A 14,677-nucleotide genomic window follows, 5' to 3' on the forward strand; every position below is an offset into this window, starting at 1 on the left:
AACGAATGGCCATTCATTTTACCTCTATCACATTTGGAAGCGTTTAAATTGATTGTGGAGGGATACTATGTCAGCATTTTTAGGAGAGTTAGTAGGGACTGCGTTGTTAATCTTACTTGGTGGCGGCGTTTGTGCTGGTGTAAGTTTAAAGAAGTCGTTTGCGAAAGATTCTGGTTGGATTGTTATTACGATGGGCTGGGGCTTAGCAGTAGCGGTTGCAGCGTATGCGGTTGGATCAATTAGTGGGGCACATTTGAATCCGGCTTTAACGATAGGATTAGCATTTAAGGGAGCGTTCCCATGGAGTGACGTACCAGGTTATATCGCAGCACAAATGATTGGGGCAATTATCGGGGCAGTTCTTGTATATTTACATTACTTACCACACTGGAAAGAAACAGAAGATGCAGGAACAAAATTAGGTGTATTTGCAACAGGTCCAGCAATTCCGAACACATTTGCAAACCTTTTAAGTGAAATGATTGGAACATTCGTTTTAGTATTTGGTATATTAGCAATTGGTGCAAATAAATTTGCAGATGGATTAAATCCATTTATCGTAGGTTTCTTAATTGTAAGTATTGGTTTATCATTAGGTGGAACGACAGGATACGCAATCAACCCAGCACGTGATTTAGGTCCGCGTATCGCGCACTTCTTCCTTCCGATTGCAGGAAAAGGCGGTTCAAACTGGAAGTATGCATGGATTCCAGTAGTAGGTCCGATTTTAGGTGGATCACTTGCAGGATTATTCCATCAAGTTGTATTTGAAGGAAAACAAAACGCAGCACTTATTTATGTGATTATTGCAACTGTGATTGTACTAGCAATCTCTTATATGACAAGCAAAAAAAGTGGAAGCAATACAAATAGTAGAAAAGTAGCATAAGGGGGAAACCGATATGAAAAAATATATTCTTTCATTAGACCAAGGAACAACTAGCTCACGCGCAATTCTTTTCAATAAAAAAGGTGAAATTGTTCATTCAGCTCAAAAAGAATTTACACAACATTTTCCAAAGCCAGGTTGGGTAGAGCATAACGCACAAGAAATTTGGGGATCTATTTTAGCAGTTATCGCAACTTGCTTAAGCGAAGCAGATGTAAAACCAGAACAAATCGCTGGTATCGGTATTACGAACCAACGTGAAACAACGGTTGTATGGGATAAAACAACTAGTAAACCAATTTATAACGCAATCGTATGGCAATCTCGCCAAACAGCTGAAATTTGTGATGAGTTAAAAGAAAAAGGTTATAGCGAAATGGTTCGCGAAAAAACAGGTCTTTTAATCGACGCATACTTCTCTGGTACTAAAGTAAAATGGATTTTAGATAACGTTGAAGGTGCAAGAGAAAAAGCAGAAAACGGCGATCTATTATTCGGAACAATTGATTCGTGGCTTGTATGGAAACTATCTGGTGGTAAAGCGCACGTAACGGATTACTCAAATGCATCACGTACATTAATGTTTAACATCCACGACTTACAGTGGGATGAAGAGCTTCTAGATATGTTAACAGTACCAAAGAGCATGCTTCCAGAAGTACGTCCATCATCTGAAATATATGCTGAAACAATTGACTATCACTTCTTCGGTCAAAACATACCGATTGCCGGTGTAGCTGGTGACCAACAAGCGGCATTATTTGGACAAGCTTGTTTCGGTGAAGGTATGGCGAAAAATACTTACGGAACTGGTTGCTTCATGTTAATGAACACTGGTGAAAAAGCAGTAGCTTCTGAGCATGGTCTATTAACAACAATTGCATGGGGAATAGATGGTAAAGTAAAATACGCATTAGAAGGAAGTATTTTCGTAGCAGGTTCTGCAATTCAGTGGTTACGTGACGGAATGCGCATGTTTAAAGATGCAAGTGAGAGTGAAGTGTACGCATCACGCGTTGCATCAACTGAAGGTGTATACGTTGTACCAGCATTCGTAGGTTTAGGTACACCGTACTGGGATAGTGAAGTACGCGGTGCTATGTTTGGTGTAACGCGCGGTACGACGAAAGAGCATTTCATCCGTGCAACACTAGAATCTTTAGCTTACCAAACAAAAGATGTATTATGCGCAATGGAAGCAGATTCAGGTATTGAACTAAAAACATTACGCGTTGATGGCGGAGCGGTTAAAAATAACTTCTTAATGAAGTTCCAAAGTGATATTTTAGACGTTCCTGTAGAGCGTCCAGTGATCAACGAAACGACAGCTTTAGGTGCAGCATACTTAGCTGGTCTTGCGGTTGGGTATTGGAAAAACCAAGATGAAATTAAATCACAGTGGCATATGGACAAACGTTTTGAACCAACGATGGAAGCGGAAACAAGCGAAGAGCTATATGCTGGATGGAAAAAAGCAATTGAAGCAACAAAAGCTTTCAAATAATCATAAACAGTGTTATAATGATGACAAGTTAATAATTCGGTAGGAGATTTGGAGAGACCACAACACGCTATAGAGGCGAAATCTATAGCGGAGTTCGTGGTCTCTTTTTTCGTTATCAAAGGGAGGAATTACCATGAAATTTTCAAGTAAACAACGTAAAGACGTATTAAACGGAGTAAATAAACAAGAGTTAGATGTGATCGTAATTGGTGGAGGTATTACTGGTTCTGGTATTGCATTAGATGGAGCAACACGCGGATTATCAACAATTGTGTTTGAAATGCAGGACTTTGCAGCAGGTACATCAAGTCGTTCAACGAAGCTTGTACACGGTGGTCTACGTTATTTAAAACAACTTGAAGTGAAAATGGTAGCAGAGGTGGGGAAAGAGCGTGCGATCGTATATGAGAACGGTCCCCATGTAACAACACCAGAGTGGATGTTACTTCCGTTCCATACAGGCGGTACGTTCGGATCATTCAGTACATCAATTGGTCTTCGTGTATATGACTTCTTAGCAGGCGTAAAACGAAGTGAGCGCAGAAAAATGTTTAACCGTGAAGAAACATTAAACAAAGAGCCTCTTGTAAAAAAAGAAGGATTAAAAGGCGGCGGTTACTACGTAGAATATCGTACAGACGATGCGCGTCTTACAATTGAAGTAATGAAAGAAGCAATTGAACACGGTGCGAAAGCTGTTAACTACGCAAAAGTAGACGGTTTCTTATATAAAGATGGAAAAGTATGCGGTGTACGTGTAATCGATTTACTTGATGGAGAAATGTATGAAGTGTACGGTAAGAAAATTGTAAACGCAGCTGGTCCTTGGGTAGATACACTTCGTGAAAAAGATAACTCGAAAAAAGGGAAAGTACTTCAGTTATCAAAAGGTGTGCATTTAGTAATTGACCAAAAACGTTTCCCATTAGGGCAAGCAATTTACTTCGATACACCAGATAAACGTATGGTGTTCGCGATTCCTCGCGGCGGAAAAACATACGTAGGTACAACAGATACGTTCTATGATAAAGACGCAGCTGTACCACACATGACAACAGAAGATCGCACATACATCATTAATGCGATTAACTACATGTTCCCAAGTGTGAAAATCACAGAAAAAGATGTGGAGTCAAGCTGGGCTGGTGTACGTCCGTTAATTTATGAAGAAGGTAAGAATGCATCTGAAATTTCTCGTAAAGATGAAATTTGGACTTCTGAATCTGGTTTAATTACAATCGCAGGTGGTAAATTAACAGGATACCGCAAAATGGCTGAAATGGTAGTAGACTACGTAACGAACATATTACAAAAAGAAGGTCATAGTGCATATCCGAAGAGCGACACGAAACATATGCCAATCTCTGGTGGACATGTAAGTGGTTCACACGGATTCCCAGCATTCGTTGCGAAAAAAGCAGACGAGGGTACGAAATCTGGTTTAACGAAAGCACAAGCAGAAGAATTTGCGAAATTCTACGGCTCTAACGTAGACGTACTATTCGACTTAGCGGAAAAACATAAAGACGAAGCGAAAGAATACAACATGCCGCTAGACGTTCTAATCCCACTTGTATACGCAATGGATTACGAAATGACAGCAAAACCAGTTGACTTCTTCGTACGCCGTAGAGGCGCTGTATTCTTCAACATCCACTGGGTATATGAGTGGAAAGAAGCAGTAATCAACTACATGGCTGCGAAACTAGGCTGGAGCAAAGAAGAGCAAATGAAATACACAGCTGAATTAGAAAAAGCATTAACAGATGCTGTCATTCCTGTAGATCAACAAGAGCAGGCAGCTGCGTTAGCGTAAAATAGAGAACCACCTGAAGGGGAGCCTTTAGGTGGTTTTTTTGTATGGTTTTAAATACGATGCTTGTATTTTATAACCTAAAAACCTAATATTTAGGTTATTGAGGGTATTTAGCACAATCAATCAAAAATAAAATGAATACGAATATGAGGTGTATCATGAAAAAATTAATTACTTATGATTCTGAAATCCAGATGGCATATCTTTATTTAATTCCATTCACTTCACAGATTGAGATTGAGTCGACTGAAGAATTAGAAGAAAATCCAAAACTAAATTTAGATATAGATCAATTTGATCGTATAGTGGGGATTGAGTTTTTTGGAGAAAATGCTCGTAAATTAAAAGACTTAACAAATAGGAGTAAAATATATAAAAAGAAAACTTCAAACGATAAGGAATGCATATACTCATTTAGACTTTCTCAAGATAATTATTTGCAAAAAGTGTTATTTCATAATATCGTATTTTATTTTGCAGATAAGAAGTATGAAGAATTTATTGGTTTTGATATTATTAATCCATCTTTGTATGGACATGAAATATTAGATTCTTTAAGTGAGCGTTAGAAAGAAAGAGGACTCAATTAAATGGGTTCTCTTTTTAATTTAGCGATGAGGGGAATCTTGACGATAGAAAACTAACACAAAACCCTTATCGCATACTTAAAGAGCGCCTTGGGAGAGAGGTGCTCTTTAGGTGAATGTATTGTAACGACTATTCGGTTTATTAGATGTAAGTTGCTGCGGCAGTGTTTTATAAAAAGCGTTATTGCCGTCCTTATTTTTTATAAATTTATAAAACTTTTCCATACAGTGCGTCGTCTAATATATGGGAAGGAGGAAATGATGTGGATGAATTAATGGTAGAAGCGTTTGAAATAGAAGATAAGGAACTACTTATCGATGAAATCATGAACAAATATGGACAAGAAGTGCTGCAGCTTGTGTATTCATATGTGAATAATAAAGAGGTTGCTGAGGATGTAACGCAAGATATATTTGTGAAATGTTATAAATCTCTTCATACATACAAAGGGAAGTCGAATGTGAAAACGTGGTTATGGAGAATTGCGATTAATCAATGTAAGGACTATATAAAAAGTTGGTATAACAAAAAGGTGATCGTGGCAGAGGATGACTCTGCTTATATGGGGGTTCAAAATGATAGTGTCGAACAAATTGTCATTCAAAATGCGGAGGACCGTGAGCTCGCTTCTGCAGTAATGAATTTACCGATAAAATATCGAGAAGTCATTTATCTATTTTATTATGAAGAACTATCAATTAAAGAGATTGCTACGGTAATAGAAGTGAAGGAAAACACGATAAAAACGAGACTGAAAAAAGCGAAGGAGCTTTTGAAGAAAGGATTGGAGGAATAATCAAATGGAAGATCGATTAAAAGGCCTGCGAAAATCAATGGAGAATACAACGTTTAAACATTTGAGTTTTTCTGATCAGCATCGAAAGCGGGTGCGTGAAAAAATCAATGCGTCAAACGAAAAGGAAGAGGACATCTCTTTAGCAATTTTACAGCTCCTCAGTAATGAAAAAACAGGATACGAATTGTCACAGCTACTACGAGGGAGAGGGATTCGAAAATTTGAAGGAAATGAAGGGTTTTTATATACCGTATTACATCGTCTAGAGCAGAATCGTTTTATCCAATCTAGTTGGGATCATGAAGGAGCGAAATATTATCAACTAAATGATAAAGGAAGAAAGATGCTGCGAAAGGCAGAAAAAAATGCTAAGAAGGTACAATTTATATTAAAAGGCTTAGTACAGGAGTGAGGAGAAATTGAATAAAAAAGGGGAGCGTTTTGTAAGCGAAGTTACGAATCATATTAAATCAAAAGAAGCAAAGAGCTTCGTAGCAACCGAACTAGATTTTCATTTAAAACAGGCGAAGAACACGTGGATAGAAAAAGGCTTGAGTGAGGAAGTTGCTGAAAATAAAGCTGTGGAACAAATGGGAAGTCCGATTAAACTAGGGCAAGAACTTAACAAACTGCATAAGCCAAAGGTGGATTGGTTCTTACTTATTTTATTAGTGGCTGCTATGGGGTTAGGATTTTTACCGATAATCGCTCTTGGCCATACGAACGATTTACTAATGAATAAAGTAGTTTTTGTGATTCTCGGCATTGCAACAGCTATTGGAATGATGCTACTTGATTATCGAAAGTTAGAGAGGTTTGGATGGCTGTTTTATACAATCGGAGTACTTATTCTGTTAATGTTAAAATGGTTTCCGACTGGTTACGTGATTGGAGAAGCAATAATAAAAATTGGTCCCATCAAAATTGACTGTTTAATGACGATACCATTCTTTTTTCTAGCTTGGGCTTCTTTTTTCAATAATAGTAGGTTAAAGTTTATGCATCTTCTCATGTTGTACGTATTTTCTTTATATCTATTTTCAACTATGGTGCCAATTTTTATTTATATTACAATGATATTCGTTATGCTCTGGTGGAGTAAGTTAGGAAAGAAAACGGCATGGCTTATTACAGTTTTACCAATTTTACCCTTTGTTATTAGGGATCTATTTTTCTGGTCTGCCGTAAAAGAATACCGGATAGCTAGAATTTTAGGGTTTGTAAACCCGGAGCATGATCTATGGTATTTACGTTTAAAAGAGGCAATGTCGTCGGCAGGTTGGTTCGGTACATATGGAAATATAAAGTCTATCCCTGCTGCGCATACTGATTTTGTATTCGCGAGTTTGACTTACTATTATGGATATATGCTGGCGCTAGTTCTTGGCATTATTCTTTCTCTTTTTGCAGTAAGAATAATGAACATAGCTTATATAATAAATGATGGTTATGGTAAATTGCTCCTCGTTGGCGGAGTGACTCTTTTTATAATCCATTTTATTTGTAACGTTGGCATGATTTTAGGATTATTACCGCGTACTTCTATATCATTACCTTTTATTAGTTATGGATTAGTACCAACTCTATTTCATGCATTTATAATGGGGATTGTGCTGAGTGTATATAGGCGTAAAGATATATCGTTTAGAATGAGAAAAATACCTTGATGATTTAACATACACCCCGAAAATGGGACGTACATCAAAACACCTAAACCATCTGTTCTCTATATTCTTTAGAGGAAAGGTGGTTTTATTTTTCTCGAATTCGCACAGCTTTTCTATACCTATAATGTAACGGTTCTAACTTAGTGATAAAATTCATAATATCTTCAAAAAATTACCATTCAGTCTCTATATAGATATTAGGTCATTATGCTATGATATATTCGTAATTAACGAAATAATAAGAAAGAAGGGGTTGTTGTGGAAACAAAGCTTTTAGAAACAGAGAAAAAAGTTGATTCGAAATCTCTCTTGGCTTTGGGGTTATTGATGATTACCGGAATTACATATCAGTTCTTAGGAAATGTTTTGGGAGATGCTATACCTAATGTATTAAGAATGATTCTTGAATCTTCATGGAATCTTATATTGTGTGGAATTATTGGATACTATTTTTTAGGGGAAATATCGTTAGACCAATTTAAACACTTTAAATTTAAGACATTACTTTGGGGTTTACCTTTAGTAGTTATCGTAGGTGTGAGTTCCGGCGCTATATTCAATTACATTTTTGAACCAGCAACTAAAAATTCTGTTGCAGAAGTAATAAGTATTTCTATGATTTTATTCCGTGTACCATTTATGCTCATGGGTGAAGAGTTGCTTTGTACGAATGGAATTCTTGCATTACAAAAACTAGGGTTGAAATTTGGCACGGCGTCAATCATATGTAGTGTCTTGTTCGCTTTGTGGCATATTCCAGCCTATGGTTTTGTGCCAATGCAGTTATTAATAACTATAATTCCAATTAGATTGGCACTAAATTACGTATGGAAAAAATCGAATAGTGTTTGGGTAAGTTGGATTTGCCATTATATTTATGATAGTTTAGCATTTATACAATTTTTTCTAAAATAAAAATTTCGAGTTTCGTGTGAACAGAAGTACCTTGCATCAAAACAAAACAAGTATGACCTTATCTAAATGTTAGATGAGGTCATACTTGTTTTTAAAAAGAAACACCTTGATTCATATCAAGGTGTAATAACTTCAAAACTATCCGAATTAGCCCCAAGTATAAAAGGACTAACCTCGCCAACGCTATAAAGTTGCAATTCATGCATCGCGCGTGTGCAAGCAGTGTAGAACAATCTACGAACGCTCTCATCGCTGTACACATCTTTAGAAGCATCGTAAATAATAACAGCATCAAATTCGATACCTTTCGCTAAGTAAGCAGGGATCACGACAATGCCTTGCTCATACTCGGCTGAGTTACTTTTCACAAGTTTAATATTCTCGATATGACGAAGTGCCTCGTAGGCAGCGGCGCTTTCAGCTGCAGATTTACATATAATTGCGATCGTATTGTGCTGCTCTTTTTGTAGTTCAGCAACTTTGGCAGTAATATGCTCGTGCAGTTCGCTGTCATTCGATACTTTCGTCACTGTAGGTTTCTCACCATCACGTTCAAAGGCGTGAATGTTCTTTCCTTCCGGTACGAGAGCACGTGTAAATTCAATAATCGGTTTTGTGGAGCGATAGCTACGAGTTAAGTTGATGCCGTTCGTTTCATCCGGTCCGTATAAGCTAGTAAGTGTATTGAAATCCACTGCTTCACTCGCATGGGCAAATATCGCTTGGTTAAAGTCTCCGAGTACAGTCATTCTTGCAGCAGGGAAGAGACGTTTTAAAAACTCAAATTGAAACGGCGAATAATCTTGTGCTTCGTCTACGAGTACGTGTTTAATCGATCTATTCGTTTGGAAGCCTTCAATTAATTCTTTTAAAAGTAAAAAGGGAGTCGCATCCTCGTAATATAGTTTTCCTTCATCAAGCATATTTACTGTTAATGAGCAAATGTCATCCCACTCTTTCGGTTTTTCCCCAGTAACCCATGATGCATCTGTAAAGAGTTGTTTATATATGCCTGTGAAATTGATGAAACGCAATGTTTGAACACCTTTACGAAGTGGCTTCAATTTTTTACGGACAATCATACGTCCGAGTACTTTCGTTTCTTTCTCATAATCATGAAATGAGTTGTCTTCAAACTCGCCTTTTTTCTGTAAATATTTATAAGCCTTTTGGTATTCATCTTTACTAAGTAATTCAATTTCCTCTTCTACCCAAGGCTTTTTCAGTTCTGCTTTTTCAATTGCATCTATTTGTTTATTTAGCCAATCTGTTAACTTTTCAATTCGATTATGGAAACGGAGGGAGGAGTCAGTGTTGTAAAATTGTTCTGTAATTTCTTTAGCAGAGACAATTAACTTTCCTCTAAATTTCATTCCTCTAAATAGCATGCCTGAAGACTCAAGTGATTGTCTGTACGCTCTAATCATCTCGAAAAATTGAGTAGATGCTTTAAATCGAATGCTAGCATCTCTCGTTTTATAGGTAGGACTATTCGTTTCAGTTAACATATATTCTAATTGTTCATAAGGATCTTCAACGTCAAATGCTTTACTTAATCTATGGTTTAAATATTCTTGGAATGTCACTTGCTGCATATTTTCTTCACCGAGTTCAGGTAGTACGTTAGAAACGTAGCTATTGAACATAGAGTTAGGGGAGAAGAGAATAATTTGATCCGCTTTTAGCCATTCGCGATATTTATATAGTAAGTAGGCGATTCGTTGCAGGGCAGCTGACGTTTTACCACTACCAGCAGCTCCTTGCACGATAAGGAGTCGGCCTTCATCGTGACGAATAATTTCATTTTGCTCGCGCTGAATCGTAGCGACGATACTTTGCATATGTTTGTTTGTGCCTTTTCCGAGCGCTTGTTGCAAGATTTCATCACCAATTGTAAGGCTCGTATCGAACATAGAATCAATCTCGCCATTTTGGATAATGTATTGTAATTTTTTCTCCACATTACCATGGATTACGCCGCCTGGTGTACTGTATTCAGCCGGTCCTGGTGGATAATCGTAGTACACACTCGAAATAGGTGCGCGCCAGTCATATATAAGAAATTTTTCTCCGCTTGCATCAGTAAGTGTAGCTACGCCGATGTAAATTTTCTCCGCAGCAGATTCCCCTTCTTCTTTGAAATCAATTCGTCCAAAGTAAGGTGCTTTATGCATGCGTCTTAATGCGGCAAGTCGATTAAAGGTGTGCTTATGGGTAATTTGTGTGACAGCTAGTGACTGAGCTTGTTGTCTTAAGTTGATAACTGTTTCAAGATAATCATCGAAAGTATCAGTATTCACTTTCACGTCATCCCAAAAGTGTTTACGAATATTGATTACTTCTGCCCGGCGTCTGCCAGTTTCGTTTTCCAGTTTATCAATTTGCTCCGTAATCGTCTCAATTACGGTATCCAATCGTTTTTGCTCTAAATCAAGTTTTTTGTTCATACGTAAGCACTCCTTTAAAAGTGAAAAATAGAGGTTGACTGAAGATGTGTTTTGGTGTAAAATTAAGATACGGATAAATACGTTCTGTATATTTTAGAAAACGTGTTTCTGTACTAATTTAACATAGTTTTTTCATTTAATCAATGATAATAAGATAAACCTTGGTTCCGTGTGGCGTGGATCGAGGTTTTTTTGTGTTTTTCTTTAAGGGAGAATTGTAATTTTATTGAGGAGAATGTAAGTAAACCAAAGAATAAAATCAGGAATAGGGGGATACTGATGGAAAAATATTTTGAGGAAGCACATCGTTTTTGTTCTCGTAATAGAAAGCACTTAGAAAAAGATGTTGTATGTGGTTGTTTTTATTGTTTGGAAATTTTCAATCCAGACAAAATTACAGAGTGGTGGGATGATGATAACACAGCAGTTTGTCCGCATTGTGGGATTGACTCTATTATTGGAGAAAGTTCTGGATTTAAAATCACAAAAATATTTTTAAGTGAAATGCATAAAAGATGGTTTTAGTTAAATGAATGACAAAATCAACTTCTGTTAACTATGATTTTACACGATCTATAAAACGAAAAAGAAATTATTATTCTGTAAAATAGGGGAACTAACCATATAATTTCATTTATCAAACCTATAGACGCAAAGTATCGCGAAGAGAGGGCAAAATAAAAAAGCTTGGGCTGAAGCCCAAGCTTTTTTCAATTCATTATTTCTTTTCGTCTTTCTTTTCATCAGCTTTTGGCTCTTTGAAAAGATCTTTTAAATCTTTATCGTCAACTTTTACGTCAGCTTTTTTGATTTCTTTCATCATAAGATCGTTCATGAATTCGCCATCTTGTGCTTTCTTCTCAACTAGTTCTTTTTTGATGTCAGCTTTTGATTGCTCGAATGATTTTTCTGGTTCTTTAATGTCTGTAACTTTAATGATGTGGTAACCGAATTGTGTTTTTACAGGTTCGCTTACTTCATCTTTTTTCAGTTTATAAGCAGCATCTTCGAATTCTTTAACCATTTTACCAGGTCCGAAGAATCCTAAGTCTCCACCTTTTTCTTTTGAAGTATCTTCAGAGTATTGTTTTGCTAACTCTTCGAAAGATTTACCTTGTCCAAGTTCTTCTTTAACCTTTTTCGCAGTCGCTTCATCTTTTACAAGAATGTGGCTTACTTTGATTTCAGGCTTGTAGTTATCTTTTAATTCTTTATCAGTGATTGTTTTCTCGATAGCTTTTTCTTGCGCTAATTGAGCACGCACACCAGTTTTTAAAGTTTCTTCTTTAATACCTTGTTGTTTTAATAGTGTATCGAATTGATCACCGTATTGTTTTTTCATTTCATCGAACTTTTTGTCTACTTCTTTGTCTTCAACTTTGTAGTTTTTAATAAGTACTTTTTCCATAACCATGTTGTTTAGTACTTGTTTACCAGCTTGTGTCTTCATTTGATTGTAGAACTCGTCTTTTGTAATGTCACCAGCTTTAGATGTAACGATTTTGTCTGATGATGATCCTGTTCCACATGCTGATAATGCGATTACACTTGTTGCGGCTAAGGCAAGCATAGCTTTCTTCATTCGATAAACACTCCTACTATTATGTATTTTTAATTTATCCTACACCAATGAATTTTAGTTCATAAGAGCCCGATTAAGTCTCACTGATACTTTTGCTTTTTGTATTGGTAAAGCGCGCTTAACAGGGCTTACCGAGGCTGAGGATAAAGTTAAGATGCGTGTCATTTATTTCATAGTATAAGCAATATGTACAAAATTTAATATATCATATTTCGACTCGATTTCATATTGATAAAGAAAATTTAACCAGTACGTGTCAGATTTTGAAGGTGTTCCGTATTGGGCGCATGCCGCATATATAGAAAAGAGGAGGGGATGGGGATGAATTCTCAACTTATTTTATTACTTGTACTGTTTATTTTATTGGTTATAGTAGGTATAATTTGCTTATAGAGGAAAAAAGTGAGGAAGGGGCTTCCTTCCTCACTTTCCATGAAATATAATTTCTATATAACTAGAAATTAATAAAATTGTTATACATACATTGATAACCCGAAAGACACCGGGTTGGCGGCTCGCAGCTATTTGTTTTCGTTCACACAGTGTATGTGTCATAAAATTCGTGTAAAATATAACAAGAAGTGCGAATGCGACAAAAACAACTGTTATAAGTGTCATGAGGCGAGACCTCCTTTTGGCTAAAATACATATACTTTATATATTGTATCATACGATATTTTGTTCGTGTTATAAAATTCAGAAATAGAAGACTTTGTGTTAGAAAGTGAGGGAGAAAATGGACGTTGTTAGAAGATTAGAACAAGCTGAATACTACGTAGACCTACTATTTAAAATGATTGATGAAGAAAAGTGTCCATTTTATTCTTTAATCATAAAGAAAAAAGCTCGCAAAAAAGATGTTGAACGTATACTACATCTTTGTGAAATGCTGAACGAGCAATATGTAGTGGAGAAAGCAGAAGGGCTTCTTTTGTTCGATGCGCTGTTAGATCAATTTGAAAAAGCGCTTCCACATCAGCTCGAAGTACACGAAACTGCGGAAGCGCTAGCAAAACAAGGTTTATTTAACCCGCTTATGAATGAATTCTTAAGCATGATTGCGAAAAAATAAATAGATTACTTCTTAACTAACTTCTGATCGGATTCCGTAAAGTTCTCCTCAATATTCTCTAATGATTTCTCAAAAATATCGATGAAGTCTTGTCCGTAAATGTTGCGCAAGATAGCGATAAGTTCGATATTTTCTGGGAACTTACCATAGAAATTACGAAGTGCAAGAGCCCCATTAAATACAGAGTTATTTTCAGGATCATACTCCTCCATTAAGCGAAGTAGTAATTCTTCCCCTTTGTCTGTAATCTCAATGTACGTATTTCGTTTATCATCTTCTTTTTTCGAGAATACAAGATAGCCGCGTTCTTCCAGCTTTTTCGAGAAGTTAAACGCCGTTGATACGTGCATAACTCCAAACTTAGCAATCTCAGAAATAGAAGCCCCTTTTAAATGATAAGCAATTGACAAAATATGATGCTCATTAATGTTTAAATCGTAAGGCTTAATCCACTGTTGCCAATCTTTCTCTACACATTTCCATAACGCTTTCGATAATTGAGCAATGCGTTGGCTGAAAATCATCGCTTCTTTTACCGAGTAATCTTTTTCTCCACTTTTCATTTACTCACCCACTTTAACATTCTTTTTCATTACTATCTATTATGCCAGTAAAGTAAAAATTAATAAAGTCTTTTTGTGAGAATTGTGAAAATTTTTCGGAAAAATGGCATTCTATACAAATCATGCATAACTATGGAAGCGTTTTATGAGTCGTGAATACATGCGTTGTCCATACATGTTAAGTGATAACATATATTGTAAATGCATAAAAACACGGCATATCTATGTGATAGGCCGTGTTAAGGTCAATTTATATAAAAAATATTTGTTATATGCAAAAAACTAAGCAGGAATTTGATTACGCTTTTTCCGGAACAGCTTCTTGTAGTTTCTCAATTGATTTTTGAATGTCCAAAATCTCTTTCTCAATATGTCGTTTGTTTTGAGAAATGTCTTGCTTCCAGTTAGAAAGCGTGTCTTGCATATCGTCTTTTAATTCTTGAAACACTTCTTTACCTTCTGAAGCAGTTTCAACGATTTGACGTTTTAATAATTTTGTATCAGCTGTAATATCAGCTAAAGTCTTTTTAATATCAGTTCCTTTTTCTTTCAGCTTACCGCGCATAGCTTTACCAGAAGAAGGAGTAGAGAAAAGAACAGCTAGTCCAGCAACTGCTCCGCCGCAAATGACACCTGTAATAAAGGATTTAGCTTTTGACATAAAAGGAAACCTCCTTATTTTTTGTTCGTATTCATGATGTGAAAACATATGCATATCTGTAAGACAAGGGGAAGAAAAGTGTGCAGTGCACAGTCCCCGGCATCTTGAGTGGAGAAACAAGCCGTGCAATATGTAATCACTTTAGGAAAGTGGCTTGTTATGTATTACTTCTTATTA

General features: G+C 36.4%; 16 protein-coding genes. 11 read left to right on the forward strand and 5 right to left on the reverse strand.

Annotated features, from left to right (window positions below; all coding sequences use genetic code 11):
- The first annotated feature begins 67 nt into the window (after positions 1–67).
- The 8 genes from glpF (at position 68) to F8162_RS16880 (ending at position 8,175) form a co-directional block, all read left to right on the forward strand.
- The gene (glpF, locus tag F8162_RS16845; RefSeq protein WP_063222412.1) at positions 68–889 is read left to right on the forward strand and encodes a glycerol uptake facilitator protein GlpF; all 822 of its coding nucleotides are present in this window, start codon (positions 68–70) and stop codon (positions 887–889) included.
- Between the two features lie 13 nt (positions 890–902).
- Entirely contained in the window at positions 903–2,393 is a 1,491-nt protein-coding gene (gene glpK / locus F8162_RS16850; protein WP_151631405.1) for a glycerol kinase GlpK, read from the forward strand.
- A gap of 133 nt (positions 2,394–2,526) precedes the next feature.
- The gene (gene glpD, locus F8162_RS16855) at positions 2,527–4,209 is read left to right on the forward strand and encodes an aerobic glycerol-3-phosphate dehydrogenase (RefSeq protein WP_151631404.1); all 1,683 of its coding nucleotides are present in this window, start codon (positions 2,527–2,529) and stop codon (positions 4,207–4,209) included.
- A 158-nt stretch (positions 4,210–4,367) separates the two neighbouring features.
- Complete coding sequence (locus F8162_RS16860; RefSeq protein ID WP_151631403.1) at positions 4,368–4,778, forward strand: DUF2283 domain-containing protein; 411 nt, start codon at positions 4,368–4,370, stop codon at positions 4,776–4,778.
- A 281-nt stretch (positions 4,779–5,059) separates the two neighbouring features.
- Positions 5,060–5,593, forward strand: coding sequence for a sigma-70 family RNA polymerase sigma factor (locus tag F8162_RS16865; protein ID WP_151631402.1), 534 nt, complete (start codon positions 5,060–5,062; stop codon positions 5,591–5,593).
- 4 nt (positions 5,594–5,597) lie between these two features.
- Complete coding sequence (locus F8162_RS16870) at positions 5,598–6,005, forward strand: PadR family transcriptional regulator (protein ID WP_151631401.1); 408 nt, start codon at positions 5,598–5,600, stop codon at positions 6,003–6,005.
- Positions 6,006–6,012: 7 nt separating this feature from the next.
- On the forward strand, positions 6,013–7,260 hold the full coding sequence (locus tag F8162_RS16875; protein ID WP_151631400.1) for an FtsW/RodA/SpoVE family cell cycle protein: 1,248 nt from the start codon (positions 6,013–6,015) through the stop codon (positions 7,258–7,260).
- Between the two features lie 258 nt (positions 7,261–7,518).
- A complete protein-coding gene (locus tag F8162_RS16880) occupies positions 7,519–8,175 on the forward strand; it encodes a CPBP family intramembrane glutamic endopeptidase (RefSeq protein ID WP_151631399.1) in 657 nt (218 codons plus the stop codon).
- A gap of 116 nt (positions 8,176–8,291) precedes the next feature.
- Here the strand turns inward: F8162_RS16880 and helD are convergent, their stop codons facing one another.
- On the reverse strand, positions 8,292–10,622 hold the full coding sequence (helD, locus tag F8162_RS16885; protein WP_151631398.1) for an RNA polymerase recycling motor HelD: 2,331 nt from the start codon (positions 10,620–10,622) through the stop codon (positions 8,292–8,294).
- Between the two features lie 279 nt (positions 10,623–10,901).
- Here helD and F8162_RS16890 point away from each other — a divergent pair, with 279 nt between their 5' ends.
- Positions 10,902–11,147 (forward strand): cytoplasmic protein, encoded by a 246-nt coding sequence (locus F8162_RS16890; protein ID WP_151631397.1) that lies wholly within the window; start codon positions 10,902–10,904, stop codon positions 11,145–11,147.
- A gap of 193 nt (positions 11,148–11,340) precedes the next feature.
- On the opposite strand, the gene prsA is transcribed toward F8162_RS16890, so the two are convergent.
- Positions 11,341–12,204, reverse strand: coding sequence for a peptidylprolyl isomerase PrsA (gene prsA, locus F8162_RS16895; RefSeq protein ID WP_151631396.1), 864 nt, complete (start codon positions 12,202–12,204; stop codon positions 11,341–11,343).
- Positions 12,205–12,483: 279 nt separating this feature from the next.
- Here prsA and F8162_RS29340 point away from each other — a divergent pair, with 279 nt between their 5' ends.
- Positions 12,484–12,597: a hypothetical protein gene (locus F8162_RS29340; RefSeq protein WP_002007073.1), complete on the forward strand. Its 114-nt coding sequence runs from the start codon at positions 12,484–12,486 to the stop codon at positions 12,595–12,597.
- Between the two features lie 30 nt (positions 12,598–12,627).
- Here the strand turns inward: F8162_RS29340 and F8162_RS16900 are convergent, their stop codons facing one another.
- The gene (locus tag F8162_RS16900) at positions 12,628–12,822 is read right to left on the reverse strand and encodes a hypothetical protein (RefSeq protein WP_000172690.1); all 195 of its coding nucleotides are present in this window, start codon (positions 12,820–12,822) and stop codon (positions 12,628–12,630) included.
- Between the two features lie 118 nt (positions 12,823–12,940).
- Between F8162_RS16900 and F8162_RS16905 the strand changes: the two genes are divergently transcribed.
- A complete protein-coding gene (locus F8162_RS16905; protein ID WP_151631395.1) occupies positions 12,941–13,276 on the forward strand; it encodes a DUF1878 family protein in 336 nt (111 codons plus the stop codon).
- A 5-nt stretch (positions 13,277–13,281) separates the two neighbouring features.
- On the opposite strand, the gene F8162_RS16910 is transcribed toward F8162_RS16905, so the two are convergent.
- Both F8162_RS16910 and F8162_RS16915 read right to left on the reverse strand, forming a co-directional pair.
- Complete coding sequence (locus F8162_RS16910; protein WP_000834920.1) at positions 13,282–13,839, reverse strand: HTH-type transcriptional regulator Hpr; 558 nt, start codon at positions 13,837–13,839, stop codon at positions 13,282–13,284.
- Positions 13,840–14,137: 298 nt separating this feature from the next.
- A complete protein-coding gene (locus F8162_RS16915; protein ID WP_000030296.1) occupies positions 14,138–14,500 on the reverse strand; it encodes a YtxH domain-containing protein in 363 nt (120 codons plus the stop codon).
- Positions 14,501–14,677 lie beyond the last annotated feature (177 nt).

Source organism: Bacillus sp. CH140a_4T (genome assembly GCF_008923725.1).
GTDB lineage: Bacteria > Bacillota > Bacilli > Bacillales > Bacillaceae_G > Bacillus_A.

Bases quoted from the DNA above. Each gene is read 5' to 3' on its own strand.
- glpF (WP_063222412.1), top strand. From the start codon at position 68: ATGTCAGCATTTTTAGGAGAGTTAGTAGGGACTGCGTTGTTAATCTTA.
- F8162_RS16905 (WP_151631395.1), top strand. From the start codon at position 12,941: ATGGACGTTGTTAGAAGATTAGAACAAGCTGAATACTACGTAGACCTA.
- F8162_RS16870 (WP_151631401.1), top strand. From the start codon at position 5,598: ATGGAAGATCGATTAAAAGGCCTGCGAAAATCAATGGAGAATACAACG.
- glpK (WP_151631405.1), top strand. From the start codon at position 903: ATGAAAAAATATATTCTTTCATTAGACCAAGGAACAACTAGCTCACGC.
- F8162_RS16900 (WP_000172690.1), bottom strand. From the start codon at position 12,822: ATGACACTTATAACAGTTGTTTTTGTCGCATTCGCACTTCTTGTTATA.
- F8162_RS16890 (WP_151631397.1), top strand. From the start codon at position 10,902: ATGGAAAAATATTTTGAGGAAGCACATCGTTTTTGTTCTCGTAATAGA.
- helD (WP_151631398.1), bottom strand. From the start codon at position 10,622: ATGAACAAAAAACTTGATTTAGAGCAAAAACGATTGGATACCGTAATT.
- F8162_RS16915 (WP_000030296.1), bottom strand. From the start codon at position 14,500: ATGTCAAAAGCTAAATCCTTTATTACAGGTGTCATTTGCGGCGGAGCA.
- prsA (WP_151631396.1), bottom strand. From the start codon at position 12,204: ATGAAGAAAGCTATGCTTGCCTTAGCCGCAACAAGTGTAATCGCATTA.
- glpD (WP_151631404.1), top strand. From the start codon at position 2,527: ATGAAATTTTCAAGTAAACAACGTAAAGACGTATTAAACGGAGTAAAT.
- F8162_RS16860 (WP_151631403.1), top strand. From the start codon at position 4,368: ATGAAAAAATTAATTACTTATGATTCTGAAATCCAGATGGCATATCTT.
- F8162_RS16910 (WP_000834920.1), bottom strand. From the start codon at position 13,839: ATGAAAAGTGGAGAAAAAGATTACTCGGTAAAAGAAGCGATGATTTTC.